Annotated in this window: 14 protein-coding genes; 2 read left to right on the top strand and 12 right to left on the bottom strand. The window is 70.3% G+C overall.

Annotated features, from left to right (window positions below; genetic code table 11):
- Window positions 1–25 precede the first annotated feature (25 nt).
- The 8 genes from MXD64_RS09200 to MXD64_RS09165 all read right to left on the bottom strand — a co-directional run bounded on the left by MXD64_RS09200 (window position 26) and on the right by MXD64_RS09165 (window position 6,771).
- Entirely contained in the window at window positions 26–373 is a 348-nt protein-coding gene (locus MXD64_RS09200) for a rhodanese-like domain-containing protein (protein ID WP_262117573.1), read from the bottom strand.
- Window positions 373–1,377: a protein translocase subunit SecF gene (secF, locus tag MXD64_RS09195; protein ID WP_056068655.1), complete on the bottom strand. Its 1,005-nt coding sequence runs from the start codon at window positions 1,375–1,377 to the stop codon at window positions 373–375. Before secF ends, MXD64_RS09200 begins: the two co-directional genes overlap by 1 nt.
- Entirely contained in the window at window positions 1,377–3,128 is a 1,752-nt protein-coding gene (gene secD / locus MXD64_RS09190) for a protein translocase subunit SecD (RefSeq protein ID WP_017887352.1), read from the bottom strand. Before secD ends, secF begins: the two co-directional genes overlap by 1 nt.
- A 91-nt stretch (window positions 3,129–3,219) precedes the next feature.
- Window positions 3,220–3,606 carry a preprotein translocase subunit YajC gene (locus MXD64_RS09185; RefSeq protein WP_017887353.1) on the bottom strand — a complete coding sequence of 129 codons (387 nt, stop codon included), beginning with the start codon at window positions 3,604–3,606 and terminating at the stop codon, window positions 3,220–3,222.
- 90 nt (window positions 3,607–3,696) lie between these two features.
- Window positions 3,697–4,740, bottom strand: coding sequence for a Holliday junction branch migration DNA helicase RuvB (ruvB, locus tag MXD64_RS09180; protein WP_017887354.1), 1,044 nt, complete (start codon window positions 4,738–4,740; stop codon window positions 3,697–3,699).
- Window positions 4,737–5,357, bottom strand: a complete 621-nt coding sequence (gene ruvA, locus MXD64_RS09175) for a Holliday junction branch migration protein RuvA (RefSeq protein ID WP_263136339.1) — start codon at window positions 5,355–5,357, stop codon at window positions 4,737–4,739. The genes ruvB and ruvA overlap by 4 nt, the downstream gene beginning before the upstream one ends.
- Window positions 5,354–6,001, bottom strand: coding sequence for a crossover junction endodeoxyribonuclease RuvC (gene ruvC / locus MXD64_RS09170; RefSeq protein WP_017887356.1), 648 nt, complete (start codon window positions 5,999–6,001; stop codon window positions 5,354–5,356). Before ruvC ends, ruvA begins: the two co-directional genes overlap by 4 nt.
- A 2-nt stretch (window positions 6,002–6,003) precedes the next feature.
- Complete coding sequence (locus tag MXD64_RS09165; protein WP_017887357.1) at window positions 6,004–6,771, bottom strand: YebC/PmpR family DNA-binding transcriptional regulator; 768 nt, start codon at window positions 6,769–6,771, stop codon at window positions 6,004–6,006.
- A 167-nt stretch (window positions 6,772–6,938) separates the two neighbouring features.
- On the opposite strand from MXD64_RS09165, the gene MXD64_RS09160 reads away from it, so the two are divergent.
- On the top strand, window positions 6,939–8,255 hold the full coding sequence (locus MXD64_RS09160; RefSeq protein WP_056068651.1) for an AAA family ATPase: 1,317 nt from the start codon (window positions 6,939–6,941) through the stop codon (window positions 8,253–8,255).
- Complete coding sequence (locus MXD64_RS09155) at window positions 8,255–9,712, top strand: tetratricopeptide repeat protein (protein ID WP_263136338.1); 1,458 nt, start codon at window positions 8,255–8,257, stop codon at window positions 9,710–9,712. Before MXD64_RS09160 ends, MXD64_RS09155 begins: the two co-directional genes overlap by 1 nt.
- Window positions 9,713–9,792: 80 nt before the next feature.
- Here the strand turns inward: MXD64_RS09155 and pdxT are convergent, their stop codons facing one another.
- From pdxT to thrS, 4 genes are read right to left on the bottom strand one after another with little or no spacing between them, the layout of a single operon-like run.
- Entirely contained in the window at window positions 9,793–10,404 is a 612-nt protein-coding gene (gene pdxT / locus MXD64_RS09150; protein ID WP_263136337.1) for a pyridoxal 5'-phosphate synthase glutaminase subunit PdxT, read from the bottom strand.
- Window positions 10,394–11,314 carry a pyridoxal 5'-phosphate synthase lyase subunit PdxS gene (gene pdxS, locus MXD64_RS09145; protein ID WP_017887361.1) on the bottom strand — a complete coding sequence of 307 codons (921 nt, stop codon included), beginning with the start codon at window positions 11,312–11,314 and terminating at the stop codon, window positions 10,394–10,396. The genes pdxT and pdxS overlap by 11 nt, the downstream gene beginning before the upstream one ends.
- A gap of 13 nt (window positions 11,315–11,327) precedes the next feature.
- On the bottom strand, window positions 11,328–12,029 hold the full coding sequence (locus MXD64_RS09140; RefSeq protein WP_263136336.1) for an HIT family protein: 702 nt from the start codon (window positions 12,027–12,029) through the stop codon (window positions 11,328–11,330).
- Window positions 12,029–14,050 carry a threonine--tRNA ligase gene (gene thrS, locus MXD64_RS09135; RefSeq protein WP_411512244.1) on the bottom strand — a complete coding sequence of 674 codons (2,022 nt, stop codon included), beginning with the start codon at window positions 14,048–14,050 and terminating at the stop codon, window positions 12,029–12,031. Before thrS ends, MXD64_RS09140 begins: the two co-directional genes overlap by 1 nt.
- Window positions 14,051–14,140 lie beyond the last annotated feature (90 nt).

The following is a 14,140-nucleotide window of genomic DNA, read 5'->3' as shown; positions in this document are numbered from 1 at the left end:
ATCCGACAAGACTACGCGTCCCCGGTCAGTGCCCGTGACGCGGTTCGCCCTGGGCGTCGCGCTCCACCGGTGCCCCCGCCTGCTCCCAGGCGAGCATGCCGCCGGACAGGTTGACGGCAGGGACACCCGACTGCTCGAGCGCCGCGACGATGCGCGAGGACCGGCCGCCGGAGTGGCAGACGATGATGGCCGGCTGGTCGCCGCCGTCGATCTCCTGCCAGCGGTCCACGAACTCGGACATCGGCACGAGCGTGGCGTGCGGAGCGTGGACCTCGTCCCACTCCCCCTGCTCACGCACGTCGTAGAGCCGGGCCCCGGCGTCGATGCGGCGCTGGGCCTCGGCGACGTCGATCTCCTGGATCTCGATGGGCATCAGACGCTCGCCTCTGCCGCGTCGACCTCGCGCCGGCGCTTCTCGGCCGCCGCGGTCTTCTTGGCGTCGGACTCCTTGATCTTCGGCTCGTTCTCGCGCAGCTGCGCGTACATCGGCGACGCGATGAAGATCGTCGAGTAGGTGCCGACGATGATGCCGATGAACAGTGCGAGCGAGATGTCACGCAGGGTGCCGGCGCCGAGCACGTACGACCCGATGAAGAGGATCGCCGCCACCGGCAGCAGTGCCACGACCGAGGTGTTGATCGATCGGACGAGCGTCTGGTTGACCGCGAGGTTGACCGACTGCTTGAAGGTGCGGATCGACTCCTGCGCGGTGTTCTCGCGCACCTTGTCGAAGACCACCACGGTGTCGTAGAGCGAGTACCCGAGGATCGTCAGGAAGCCGATCACCGCCGCGGGCGTCACCTCGAGCCCGACGATGCCGTACACGCCCGCCGTGATGAGCAGGTCGTGCAGCAGCGCCGCCATCGCAGAGAGTGACATCTTCCAGGTGCGGAAGTACAGCGTCATGAAGACCGCGGCGAGGGCCAGGAAGATCACCAGACCACGGATGGCCTGCGCGAGGACGTCGGCACCCCACGTCGCGCCGATGAAGGTCGCGGCGACCTGGCGCTCCGGGACGTCGTAGGCCTTGGCCAGGGCGTCCTGCACGTCGGTCGTCTGGGCGTCGGTGAGCTGCCCGGTCTGCACGCGGATGCCGTGCGTGCCGAGCTGCGAGACACGAGGGATGGTGTCGGCGACGACGCTCTCGACCGTGTCGGTTGCGATGCTCTGGTCGAGCGACTTGACGTCGGAGATCGTGAACTCCGAGCCGCCGGTGAACTCGATGCCGAGCTGGTACCCGCCACGCAGCCACGGCGTGACGAGCGAGATCACGATCATCGCCAGGGCGATGAGGTACCAGGTCTTCCGGCGCCCGATGATGTCGTACGACCGCTTCCCCGTGTAGAGGTCGCTGCCGAACTGGCTGAAGCTGGCCATCAGTCGTCCTTCCCGTCCGGCGTCGAGCCGTTGTCGCCGGAGGCCTGCTGGGCCTTCCGCTCCGCGATCGTCTGTCGGCGCTGCGCCTCACCGGCACTGCGCTGGCGCTTGCCGTCCACGACGGGTGCGCGGAACTGCGCACGCCCCCGGTAGACGGCACCGAGTGCTGCCGGGTCGAGCCCGCTGAACCGGTGGCCGTCCCCGAAGAACCGGGTCCGGGCGATGAGCTGCATCATCGGGTGGGTGAAGAGTGCGACCACCACGATGTCGATGAGGGTCGTGAGGAGCAGCGTGAACGCGAAGCCCTTCACGTCGGCGACCGCGAGCACGTACAGCGTGACGGCGGCGAGGAAGTTCACCGCGTCGGACGCCAGGATCGTACGCAGCGCGCGCTTCCAGCCGGACTCGACCGCGCTCTCGAGGGCACGGCCGTCACGGAGTTCGTCACGGATGCGCTCGAAGTAGACGATGAACGAGTCCGCCGTGATGCCGATCGCGACGATCAAGCCCGCCACACCTGCCAACGACAGACGGTAGTCGACGCGCCACGACATGATCGCGATCACGAGGTACGTGATCACGGCGGCGATCCCGAGCGACAGCACGGTGACGAACGCCAGGGCGCGGTACTGGATCACGGAGTAGATGATCACGAGGATCAGGCCGATCAGACCGGCGACGAGGCCACCGATGAGCTGCGCGGTACCGAGTGTCGCCGAGATGTTCTCGTTCGACTGCACCTGGAAGTTGATCGGCAGCGCACCGTACTTGAGCTGGTCGGCGAGGGTCTTGGCAGACTCGGCGGTGAAGTTGCCGCTGATCTGCGCCTTGCCGTTCGTGATCGCGGAGTTCGTCGTCGGTGCGGTGATGACCGAACCGTCGAGCACGATCGCGAACTGGTTCTGCGGCTGCTGGAGCGAGACGAGACGGTTGGTGACCGTGCGGAAGTCCTTCGAGCCCTCGCCGTTGAAGGTCAGGTTGACGGCCCACTGGCCGGTCGACGTGCCCTGTGAGTCGGTGGCGAGCCCCGAGGTGGCGTTGCTGATGTCGGCGCCGGACACCTCGACCGGGCCGAGGATGTACTTGCCAGCGCCGTCCTGGTCGCAGGTGACCAGGGGCTCGTCGTCGGGCGCGGTGGTGACGTCGCCCGGTGCTGCGCAGTTGTAGTTGGTGTACAGGTCCTGCAGCTTCGGCGTGACCCAGTTCAGGTCGCTCGCGTTCGTGGGCTTCGCGCTGGGCGTCGCGGCGAGCGAGGCGGGCGGCGAGTACGGCGTCGGCGATGCGGTGCCCTTGCCGTCGTCACCGACAGCGGAGTTGGTCGCAGCCTCGGTGTACAGGACGGGCCGGAACGTCAGCTTGGCCGCGGCCTCGATGCGGTCGATGGTGGCCTTGTCGGGGCGACCCGGGATCGAGACGACGATGTTGTTCGCGCCCTGCGTGTTGATCTCCGACTCGGAGACACCGGTGGCGTCGATGCGCTGGCGGATGATGTTCACCGCCTGCTGCAGCTGCTGCGAGGTGACGGAGTCGCCCTCGGTGTTCTGCGCCGCGAGGGTCAGCTGCGTGCCGCCCTGCAGGTCCAGAGCCAGCTCGGGTACCCAGCTCGCGCCCTGGTACCACTTGTCGGTGTCGTCCTTCGAAGAGCCGGCGAGGATCGACGCGGCGGTGTTCAGGCCGGCGAGGATCGCCATCAGGATCACCAACCAGGTGAGCGAGCGCAGCGCCTTCTTGACGGGTGTCGATCGTGCCACCGGTCGTCTCGTCTTTCTGTTCAGGACCGTCGGCACACCGTGCGACGGCAAGAGGAAGCCGCCGGATCAGACGACCCGGCGGCCGAGGGCGTCAGTCGTCGGACTTGCGCTTCGTGGCGTCGGTCTCGTCGGCACGCTCGCCGTAGACCGGCTCACCGTTGAGTTCCGCCACGGGCTTCGGCTCGTCCTCGGTGGTCGTGGTGGTCTCGACGTCGGAGGCGTTGTCGTCGACGACGCGCGACAGGGTCTGACGGTGCACGGTGACGATGGTCCCCGGTGCGATCTCGACGTCAGCGGTGACCTTCTCCTCGTTCACGGAGAGGAGCGTGCCGTACAGGCCGAAGGACAGCATGACCTTGGCGCCGGGGACCATCTTGTCCACGAGCTCGGCCTGCTGCTTCTTGCGCTTGCGGCTGTTGTAGAACATGAAGGCTGCGAACGCCACGACGATGACGATGAGGATGACTTCTTGACCCATGATGCGTTGCCTTCTCTGGTTGCTCGGTTTCGGGCCGTAGCAGTCTAGGGCACGCCGGTGTCCGTGGCATGTCACTCGACTGATCGGCGTTCAGTCGTCGGTGTCCGGGTCGTCGAAGAGCCCCGGCTGCCCGCCGTCGGCCTGCCCCGGGGTGAGGCCGAGGTGCCGCCAGGCACGTGGTGTGGCGATGCGCCCACGGGGCGTGCGGGTCACGAGACCGACCCGGACCAGGAACGGTTCGACGACCGACTCGATCGTCTCGGACTCCTCGCCGACGGAGACGGCGAGGGTGTTCAGACCGACCGGTCCGCCGTCGAACCGGGTCAGCATGGTCTCGACCACGGCGCGGTCGAGCCGGTCGAGCCCGAGTTCGTCGACGTCGTACAGGTCGAGGGCGCCCTGGACCGCCGCCATGCCGTCGGTGGTGCGGTGCACGAGCGCGTAGTCGCGCACCCGACGGAGCAGGCGGTTCGCGATGCGCGGGGTGCCGCGGGAACGCCCGGCGATCTCGCGCAGGGCGGTCCGGTCGATGTCGAGCTCGAGCAGGTGCGCCGCGCGGATCAGGACCTGTTCGAGCTCGTCCTTCTCGTAGAACTCCAGGTGGGCGGTGAACCCGAAGCGGTCCCGCAGCGGGTTCGGCAGCAGGCCGGCCCGGGTGGTGGCCCCGACGAGCGTGAAGGGCGCGAGGTCGAGCGGGATGCTCGTGGCACCCGCGCCCTTGCCCACCATCACGTCGATGCGGAAGTCCTCCATCGCCAGGTAGAGCATCTCTTCTGCCGAGCGGGCCATCCGGTGGATCTCGTCGATGAACAGGACCTCGCCGGGGACGAGCGACGAGAGCACGGCCGCCAGGTCACCGGCGTGCTGGATCGCCGGGCCGCTCGACATCCGCAGCGGGCGCCCCGTCTCGTGCGCGACGATCATCGCGAGCGTGGTCTTGCCGAGGCCGGGAGGACCCGCCATCAGGATGTGGTCGGGCGTGCGCTCCTGCATGCCGGCGGCCTTGAGGAGCAGGTCGAGTTGCCCGCGGACCTTGCGCTGCCCGACGAACTCGTCGAGCGAGCGCGGACGGAGCGCGCCTTCGAACGCGAGTTCCTCCTGCGACTCGGCACCGGCGGACGTGATGCCGCTCATCGGCCGGCTGCCGCGGGTCGCAGGGCGCCGAGTGCGGCGCGGAGCAGCGCCTGGGTGCCCATCGCGGCGGCGCCTGGCTCGTTGGCGACGGCGTCGTCGACGGCGGCCTGTGCAGCGTCTTCACGCCAGCCGAGGCCGATGAGCGCCGAGACGACGTCGACCGCTGCGGGGTGCACTGCGGTCCCTCGCGCCGCGGCGACGACGGCGGCCTGTTCGAAGGCCACGAGCTTGCCGGAGAGCGCGACGATGATGAGCTTGGCGGTCTTCGGGCCGATGCCGGAGACCTTGCGGAACGCGCCGTCGTCCTCGTTCGCGACGGCGTTCGCGATCTGCGCCGGGTCCATGTGGGCCAGGACGCCCATCGCGGACTTCGGGCCGACGCCGGACACCCCGCGGAGCAGGTCGAACACCTGCAACGCGTCGGTCGACTCGAAGCCGAAGAGCAGGTGCTCGTCTTCGCGCACGATCATCGCGGTCCGCACGAACACCTCGGACCCGTGGCGCATGGTCAGTGCGTGCGCAGGGGCCACGGTGACGGCGTACCCGACTCCCCCGACCTCGACCACCACGGCCGAGCCGGCGATGTCGATGCAGGTGCCCCGGAGACTCGCGATCATGCTCCGAGCCTAGGGCCGCCCACCGACGACGCGGACCTGCCACGCTGCGGGCGGGCCGCGGCTGCGGCCGCGCGGGCGAGCGGCGAGTCGGTGGTGCCGCCCTGGGCGTCCCGCCAGGCACGCTGCGCCGGGGTGAGGTTCGTGGCACGCGAGCCGGCGGCGTCGGGTGATCCGAGCCTCCAGGCATGGCACACGGCCAACGCGAGCGCATCGGCGGCGTCGGCCGGCTTCGGGGCCTCGTCGAGTCCGAGCACGCGCGCGATCATCGTCTGGACCTGCCGCTTGTCGGCGTTGCCGTAGCCGGTGACGGCGGCCTTGACCTCGGACGGGGTGTGCAGCCCGACGGGCAGGCCGCGGGCCGCCGCGGCGTGCAGCGCCAGGCCGGCCGCCTGCGCGGTGCCCATCACCGTGCGGACGTTCGCCTGCGCGAACACCCGCTCGACCGCGACCGCGTCGGGGTGGTGCTCGTCGATCTCGGCGGCGATGCCGTCGGCGATCCGGAGCAGCCGCTGCTCGAGCGGCATGTCCGGCGGGGTGCGCACGACCGTCACGTGGACGAGTCGTGCGCGCCGGTTCGGTGCGACCTCGACGACGCCGACGCCGCACCGGGTGAGCCCGGGGTCCACCCCGAGCACACGGAGCACGGCTACTCGCCCTCGTCCTCGTCGAGCTCGGCCTGGACGTCCGCGGGGATGTCGAAGTTCGAGTAGACGTTCTGCACGTCGTCCGAGTCCTCGAGCGCGTCGATCAGACGGAACACCTTGCGGGCGGTCTCGGCGTCGACCGGGACCTTCAGGCCGGGCACGAACTCGGCGTCGGCGGAGTCGTAGTCGATGCCGGCGTCCTGCAGTGCCGTGCGGGCTGCGACCAGGTCGCTCGCCTCGGTGATGATCTCGAAACCACCGCCCTGGTCGATGACGTCCTCGACGCCGGCGTCCAGCACCGCGGTCATCACGGTGTCCTCGTCCAGGCCGTCGGTCTTCGTGACCGAGATGACGCCCTTGCGCGAGAAGTTGTAGGCGACGCTGCCCGGGTCGGCCATGGTGCCGCCATTGCGCGACATCGCGGTCCGGACCTCGGCCGCCGCACGGTTCTTGTTGTCCGTGAGGCACTCGATCAGCATCGCGACGCCGTTCGGGCCGTAGCCCTCGTACATGATCGTCGTGTACTCGATGGTCTCGCCCGTGAGACCCGCACCGCGCTTGACGGCGCGGTCGATGTTGTCGTTGGGGACCGAGGTCTTCTTCGCCTTCTGCACGGCGTCGACCAGGGTCGGGTTGCCGGACATGTCGGCACCGCCCATCTTCGCGGCGACCTCGATGTTCTTGATCAGCTTGGCGAACGACTTGGCACGGCGCTGGTCGATGACGGCCTTCTTGTGCTTGGTCGTTGCCCACTTGGAATGCCCGGACACGGTTCTCCTTGCGTATTGCGGAAAGTCCCGCTCAGTTTAGCGGCCCACGGGCCGTCCACCGGCCTGGAGGCACGGCGCGGCTCCGTCATGCCGGCGCGGATCCGGTGGGCGGTCGCGTCCACCGCCCTACGATGGTCCGGCAGGGAACGAACCACCAGGGGGGACGCATGACCGATCCGTTGTCCGCACTCGCCGCGGCCGTCACCGCGCTGCCCGAGGACCGCGCGCTGCGCCTGCGGTACGCCGAACTGCTCGCCGACGCCGGGCGGCACGGCGAGGCGATCGAGCAGGCGAGCACCGTGCTGCAGCAGGCACCGGACGACGAGCAGGCCGCCGGGATCGTGCGGGCGTCCGCCCTCGCCGCCGCGGCCTCACCAGCTGTCGGTCCGCAGAGCCCCGGCGAGGACGGGAGCGGCGAGGACGGCGGGGGCGAGGACGGCAGCGGCGAGCCGACGGCGGCCCCGGCGACGCCGACGCACGGCGACGGGATCGACTGGTCGGCGCTGGAGCGGTCGATCGCCGACCCGACCGAAGCGCCGTTCCTCGAGCGGGCGGTGACCGAGGACGGCGAGACGGTCGCAGCCGTGCCCGAGGACGCCGACCCCGTGGTCGAGGTCCGGCGCGAGACCGTCCGACTCGCCGACGTCGGTGGCCTCGAGGCCGTGAAGCGCCGGATCGACGAGTCCTTCCTGCAGCCGATGGCGCACCCGGAGATCGCGGCCGCGTTCGGCAAGCAGCTCCGCGGGGGCCTGCTCCTGTACGGGCCGCCCGGGTGCGGCAAGACGTTCCTGGCCCGCGCGATCGCCGGCGAGCTCGGTGCGCACTTCCTGTCCGTGACGCTGACGGACGTGCTCGACAAGTTCATCGGCGAGAGCGAGAAGAACGTCCACCGCGTCTTCCGTGAGGCACGGCGCCACGCCCCCGCGGTGCTGTTCTTCGACGAGATGGACGCGATCGGCGGGAAGCGCAGCGGCAACACGTCGTCGTCGTTCCGGAACGTGGTGAACCAGCTCCTCGTCGAGATGGACGGCGTCGACTCGCAGAACGACGGCGTCTACGTGCTCGCCGCGACGAACCACCCGTGGGACGTCGACGCCGCGCTGAAGCGCCCCGGCCGGTTCGACCGGATGGTCCTGGTCCGCCCACCGGACGAGGACGCCCGCGAGGCGATCCTCCGTGGACACCTGCAGAAGCGCCCGATCGAGGGCATCGACCTCCAGGACCTCGTCCGACGGACCCGTGGGTTCTCCGGCGCCGACCTCGAGCACCTCGTCACGACCGCTGCCGAGAAGGCGATGACCGACTCGATCCGGTCCGGTGCCGTGCGGCCGGTGCGGATGCCCGACCTGCGCGACGCCCTCAAGGAGGTCAAGCCCTCCATCGGCCCCTGGGTGCAGGCCGCCCGGAACGTGGCCGAGTACTCGAACAGCAGCGGCGAGTACGACGACATGGCCGAGTGGTTGCGCGAGGAGCGCGAGCTCTGATGGTGGACGCCGTCGACGTCGTCGTCGAACGCGCGGACGCCCTGCTCGGGTTCGGGCGTCCCGACGAGGCCAGGACGGTGCTCACGGCGGCGGTCGCCGACGCACCGGACGACGTGCGGCTCTGGGCGAGCCTCGCCCGAGCCGAACGGGCGCGGCACGACCATGCGTCCAGCCGGGTCGCGGCGGAACGCGCGCTGGCGATCGACCCCGAGCACGCCGGCGCGATGTGGACCCGGATCAACGCACTCCTCGAGACCAAGGAGCGGGTCGAGGCCAAGCGCGCCGCCGACCGCCTGCTCGAACGCAGCCCCGACTGGGCGCAGGCGCACCTGCTCTGGGCCTTCGCGTACACCCGGTGGTCCCGGGCCAAACGCACCATCACCGAGGAGCAGATCTGGCCCCTCGCCGACGTGCCGCGGGCCGCGGCCGCCCTCGACCGGGCACTCGAACTGGCCCCGCACGACGCCGTTCTCCTCGCTGACGCCGCCGGTTGTTACCGTGCCCTGGCCTGGACGGACGAGACCTACCGGGCGCGGGCGACCGCCGCACTGGATCGCGCCCTCGAACTCGATCCGAACGACGAGTGGGTGATGCTCGCGGCGGGATCGGTGCTGTCTGCGCCGGGGCGGGTCGCCAACGCGGCGCAGGTGCTCGCGCAGCACCCGAGGTCGTGGGAGGCCCTCCGCCGCGTGGACCACGGGGTCTGGAACCTCGTGTCCATCCCGGTGGCGGTCGTCACCTGGCTGCTGCTCGCCTCGGTCCTCGGCGCCCACGTCGCGGCGGGCGGCGGCGCGAACGTCGTGACGAAGACGCTCGGCTGGGGCGTGACCGGAGTCGGGGCCCTCTGGGTGCTGGTGGTCGAGGTGGGCTCGTTCGTGGCGTTCCCCCGCGGCCTCCTCCGCCGGACCGTGCGCCGCATCCCGCTCGTCCCGGTCGTCCTCGTGCTGACGGCCGTCACCTGGATCGTCGGCACCGTCGTCGCGGTGGTGCTGCTCACCGGCACCGTGCCACCGGACGGCGACGCTGCCGCCGCGCTCGTCGCGGTCCTCGCCGTCGCCCTCCTGCTCGAGTCGGCCGCGCGGAGCGCGATCACGATCGCCCTGCGGCGGACGCAGGTGCGATCGGGGCTGTGGGCCGGACCGGTCGCCGATCGGGGACGCCGCAGAGAAGACGACAGCGACCGGACCGGAGCGCTCCTCGGGGGCCTGGCTGCCCTCGCCGCCTGGCTCCACGTCGCACTGTCGGCGCCGTCCGTCGCCACCTGGGCAGCCTGGTCGGTACCGCTCCTGCTCGCCGCGCGGGTGTTCGTGTTCCGGTACTCGGCGGAGCTCCTGCGCGCGGACGACGGACGACGCCGACCGCGGGCCGTGGTGGATGCCGTGCTCGCGGGCGTGTTCGCCACCGGGGCGGTGGGCGCCGTCGGCCTGCAGGTCGCGACGGCACTCGGCGTCGTCTGACCGACGGGCAGGGTTCTTCGCTCGGTGCTCCGTGGTCGGTGCTCGGCGTCGCCGTGCTCCGACGTCGCCGTGCCCCGCGGTCAGGCGGTGCGGACCAGGTCCAGGAACCGGCGGTGGAAGCGGTCCTCGCCAGCGACCTCGGGGTGGAACGCACTCGCGATGACGTTGCCCTGCTGCACTGCGACGACCTGGCCGTCCGGCAGGGCGCCGAGGACGTGGACGTCGCCACCGCGCTGCTCGACCACCGGGGCGCGGATGAACACCGCGTGCACCGGTGCCTCGCCCAGGTCGGGCATCGGGATGTCGATCTCGAACGAGTCGTTCTGCGCACCGAACGCGTTGCGCCGCACCGTGGTGTCGAGCACGTCGAGGGTCTGCTGCCCGCTGATGCCGTCGGTGATCCGCGACGACAGCATGATCATCCCGGCGCAGGTGCCGTAGGTGGGAAGCCCGGCACGGATCGCGTCGGCGAGGGGCTCGGCGACCCCGAACGCGCGGGACAGCTTGTCCATCACGCTCGACTCCCCGCCGGGGATCACGACACCGTCGAGGGTCTCGATCTCCTCCGGACGACGAAGTGGCACCACGTCGGCGCCGAGATCGGTCAGCGAGGCGATGTGCTCGCGGAAGTCACCCTGCAGCGCCAGGACCCCGACGCGGGGCCGAGCACCGCTCGTCGGACTACCAGCCACGCTCGGCGAGGCGGTGCGGTGCGGGGACGTCGGCGACGTTGATGCCGACCATCGCCTCGCCCAGACCACGGGAGACCTCGGCGATGACCTTCGGGTCGTCGTGGAAGGTCGTGGCCTTGACGATCGCAGCGGCACGGGCCGCCGGGTCGCCGGACTTGAAGATGCCGGAACCGACGAACACGCCGTCGGCGCCGAGCTGCATCATCATCGCGGCGTCGGCCGGGGTGGCGACACCACCGGCGGTGAACAGGACGACGGGGAGCTTGCCGGTGCGGGCGACTTCCTGCACGACGTCGATCGGGGCCTGGAGCTCCTTGGCGGCGACGTAGAGCTCGTCGTCGCGCAGGTTGCGGAGCGCCGCGATCTCCTTGGTGATGGTGCGGATGTGCTTGGTGGCCTCGGACACGTCACCCGTGCCGGCCTCGCCCTTGGAGCGGATCATGGCTGCGCCCTCGGTGATGCGGCGGAGCGCTTCGCCCAGGTTGGTGGCACCACAGACGAAGGGGGTGGTGAACTTCCACTTGTCGATGTGGTTGACGTAGTCGGCCGGGGACAGCACCTCGGACTCGTCGATGTAGTCGACGCCGAGCTCCTGCAGCACCTGCGCCTCGACGAAGTGGCCGATGCGGGCCTTCGCCATGACGGGGATCGACACCGCGGCGATGATCTCCTCGATCATCGAGGGGTCGGACATGCGGGCGACGCCGCCCTGCGCGCGGATGTCCGCGGGGACGCGCTCGAGGGCCATGACGGCGGTCGCACCGGCTTCTTCCGCGATGCGGGCCTGCTCGGCGTCGACGACGTCCATGATCACGCCGCCCTTGAGCATCTCGGCCAGGCCGCGCTTGACGCGGTCGGAGCCGGTGATCGAGGTGCCAGGGGTGCCGGAGGTGCTGGTGCTGTCGCTCATGATGCCGACCAGTCTAGTGCGCCCCGGGCCACCCGTCGGCGACGAGTCGACGGGTCTCGCCGAGCATCTGCGACATCGACTTCGTCCGGGCGATGATCGGGAAGAAGTTCGCGTCGGACTGCCACCGCGGAACGATGTGCTGGTGCAGGTGTGCGGCCACCCCGGCGCCGGCGACCTCGCCCTGGTTCATGCCGATGTTGAAGCCGTCGCAGTGCGAGACCTCGCGCAGGACCCGCATCGCGGTCTGGGTCAGCTCGCCGATCTCGCGCAGTTCGTCCGGCGTCGCCTTGTCGTAGAGCGGGACGTGCCGGTACGGGCAGACCAGCAGGTGCCCGTTGTTGTACGGGAACAGGTTGAGCAGCACGTAGGCGTGCTCACCCCGGGCGACGATCAGGGCGTCCTCGTCGGACTTCCGTGGTGCTTCGCAGAACGGGCAGTCGTCGTCGTGCCCGCGACCCCGGCCCTCGCGGCCGGCGTCGATGTACGCCATCCGGTGCGGGTTCCACAGCCGCTGGAAGGCGTCCGGGACGGCCGCGCCGGTCGCGGCGTCCCGGATGACGAGCGGATCGTCGTCGGACCCGGAACCCGCGGCACCGGAACCCGCGGCACCGGACCCGAGCGGGCCCGAGGAGCCGGCCACGTCGTCGACGTGACCGGTCCCCGCGAGGCGATCCGGGCCTCCCGGCAGATCCGACTGGTCCCGCTGGTCCGTCATCAGACCTGCGAGCGCTCGCGGATCGCGGTGAGGATGCGGTCCACGGCCTCGTCGACGGGCACCGCGTTGTCCTGGCGACCGTCGCGGAAGCGGAAGCTGACGGCGCCGGCGTCGCGGTCGTCGCCACCTGCGATGAGCTGGAACGGCACCTTCGCCTTGGTGTGCGTGCGGATCTTCTTCTGCATGCGGTCGTCCGAGTGGTCGACCTCGGCGCGGACGCCGTGCGTGCGGAGCTTCGCGATGACCTCGTCGAGGTAGTCGCCGTACTCGGCCGCGACCGGGATGCCGACGACCTGGACGGGCGACAACCACGCCGGGAACGCACCCGCGTAGTGCTCGGTGAGGACACCGAAGAAGCGCTCGATCGAACCGAACAGCGCGCGGTGGATCATCACCGGACGCTGGCGCGAGCCGTCGGCGGCGGTGTAGTCGATGCCGAACCGCTCGGGCAGGTTGAAGTCCAGCTGCACGGTCGACATCTGCCAGGTGCGACCGATGGCGTCACGCGCCTGCACGGAGATCTTCGGGCCGTAGAACGCCGCACCCGCCGGGTCCGGCACGAGCTCGAGCCCGGACTCCTCGGCGACCTGGCGCAGGGTCTCCGTCGCGACGTCCCAGACCTCGTCGTCACCGACGTACTTCTCCGGGTCCTTCGTGGAGAGCTCGAGGTAGAAGTCGTCGAGGCCGTAGTCGCGCAGGAGCGAGAGCACGAACGCGAGGGTCGTGGTCAGCTCCTCCTTCATCTTCTCCTGCGTGGTGAAGATGTGCGCGTCGTCCTGGGTCAGGCCGCGCACGCGGGTGAGGCCGTGGATGACGCCGGACTTCTCGTTGCGGTACACCGTGCCGAACTCGAACATCCGGAGCGGCAGGTCGCGGTAGGAGCGGGGCTGCGACCGGTACGCCAGGATGTGCATCGGGCAGTTCATCGGCTTGAGGTAGTAGTCGGCGCCCTGGCGGGTGACGTTGCCGTCCTCGTCGCGTGCCTCGTCCATGTGCATGGCCGGGAACATGCCGTCCTTGTACCAGCCGAGGTGCCCGGAGGTCTCGAACAGGTCGCCCTTGGTGATGTGGGGCGTGTAGACGAACGAGTAGCCGTTCTCCTCGTGCCGACGGCGCGAGTAGTCCTCCATCTCGCGGCGGATGATGCCGCCCTTCGGGTGGAAGATCGCCAGGCCGGAACCGATCTCGTCGGGGAACGAGAACAGGTCGAGTTCGGCGCCGAGCTTGCGGTGGTCACGCTTGGCGGCTTCTTCGAGGCGCACCAGGTACGCCTTGAGCTGGTCCTTGTCGGGCCAGGCGGTGCCGTAGATGCGCTGCAGCTGCGGGTTCTTCTCGGAGCCACGCCAGTAGGCAGCGGCGACGCGCATGAGCTTCGCGGCGTTGCCGATCCAACGGGTGTGCGGGACGTGCGGGCCGCGGCAGAGGTCCTGCCACAGCACCTCGCCCGACTTCGGGTCGACGTTCTCGTACACCGTCAGCTCGCCGGCACCGACCTCGACGCTCTCGCCGGAGTCGCCGTCGCTCGCTGCGCCCTTGAGGCCGATGAGCTCCTGCTTGTACGGCTCCCCCGCCATCAGCTCGCGTGCCTGCTCGTCGGTGACGACGACGCGACGGAAGCGCTGAGCCTGCTTGACGATGCGGTCCATGCCCTTCTCGATCGCCTTGAGGTCTTCGGGGGTGAACGGCTCGGCGACGTCGAAGTCGTAGTAGAAGCCGTCGGTGACGGGCGGACCGATGCCGAGCTTGGCGTCCGGGTTGATCTGCTGCACGGCCTGCGCCAGCACGTGGGCGGCCGAGTGGCGGAGGATGTCGAGCCCGTCCTGCTCCTGCAGGGTGACGGGCTCGGCCGTCTCACCGGCCTGCACGTCCGCCGCGAGGTCCTTCAGGACTCCGTCGACGCGGATGGCGACGATGCCGCGCTCACCGTCGAAGAGCTCGGTGCCGGTCGTGGTCGTCGTCGCGGTCCGGGGCTCGGGTGCCTGGGGAAGCTCGGCGGGCGCGGGTGCGACTGACTCGGTCACGATGATGGGACTCCTCGATCGAAATGGTGCGTCAAGACTAGTGCGAGACGTGCTCGCGTGCGGACGGCCGCGGGCGCTGCTCGGCCGTCG

Origin of the sequence: Curtobacterium sp. Arg-1 (assembly GCF_025643395.1) — a bacterium.
Taxonomy (GTDB): domain Bacteria; phylum Actinomycetota; class Actinomycetes; order Actinomycetales; family Microbacteriaceae; genus Curtobacterium; species Curtobacterium poinsettiae.
Note: the sequence above shows the minus strand (reverse complement) of the source record. Positions and strands in the feature narration are given on the sequence as shown.

Coding starts and splice junctions, on each gene's coding strand:
- ruvA (WP_263136339.1), bottom strand. CDS start 5,357: ATGATCGCGAGTCTCCGGGGCACCTGCATCGACATCGCCGGCTCGGCC.
- MXD64_RS09200 (WP_262117573.1), bottom strand. CDS start 373: ATGCCCATCGAGATCCAGGAGATCGACGTCGCCGAGGCCCAGCGCCGC.
- pdxS (WP_017887361.1), bottom strand. CDS start 11,314: ATGAGCGACAGCACCAGCACCTCCGGCACCCCTGGCACCTCGATCACC.
- MXD64_RS09185 (WP_017887353.1), bottom strand. CDS start 3,606: ATGGGTCAAGAAGTCATCCTCATCGTCATCGTCGTGGCGTTCGCAGCC.
- MXD64_RS09155 (WP_263136338.1), top strand. CDS start 8,255: ATGGTGGACGCCGTCGACGTCGTCGTCGAACGCGCGGACGCCCTGCTC.
- secF (WP_056068655.1), bottom strand. CDS start 1,377: ATGGCCAGCTTCAGCCAGTTCGGCAGCGACCTCTACACGGGGAAGCGG.
- ruvB (WP_017887354.1), bottom strand. CDS start 4,740: ATGAGCGGCATCACGTCCGCCGGTGCCGAGTCGCAGGAGGAACTCGCG.
- MXD64_RS09160 (WP_056068651.1), top strand. CDS start 6,939: ATGACCGATCCGTTGTCCGCACTCGCCGCGGCCGTCACCGCGCTGCCC.
- MXD64_RS09140 (WP_263136336.1), bottom strand. CDS start 12,029: ATGACGGACCAGCGGGACCAGTCGGATCTGCCGGGAGGCCCGGATCGC.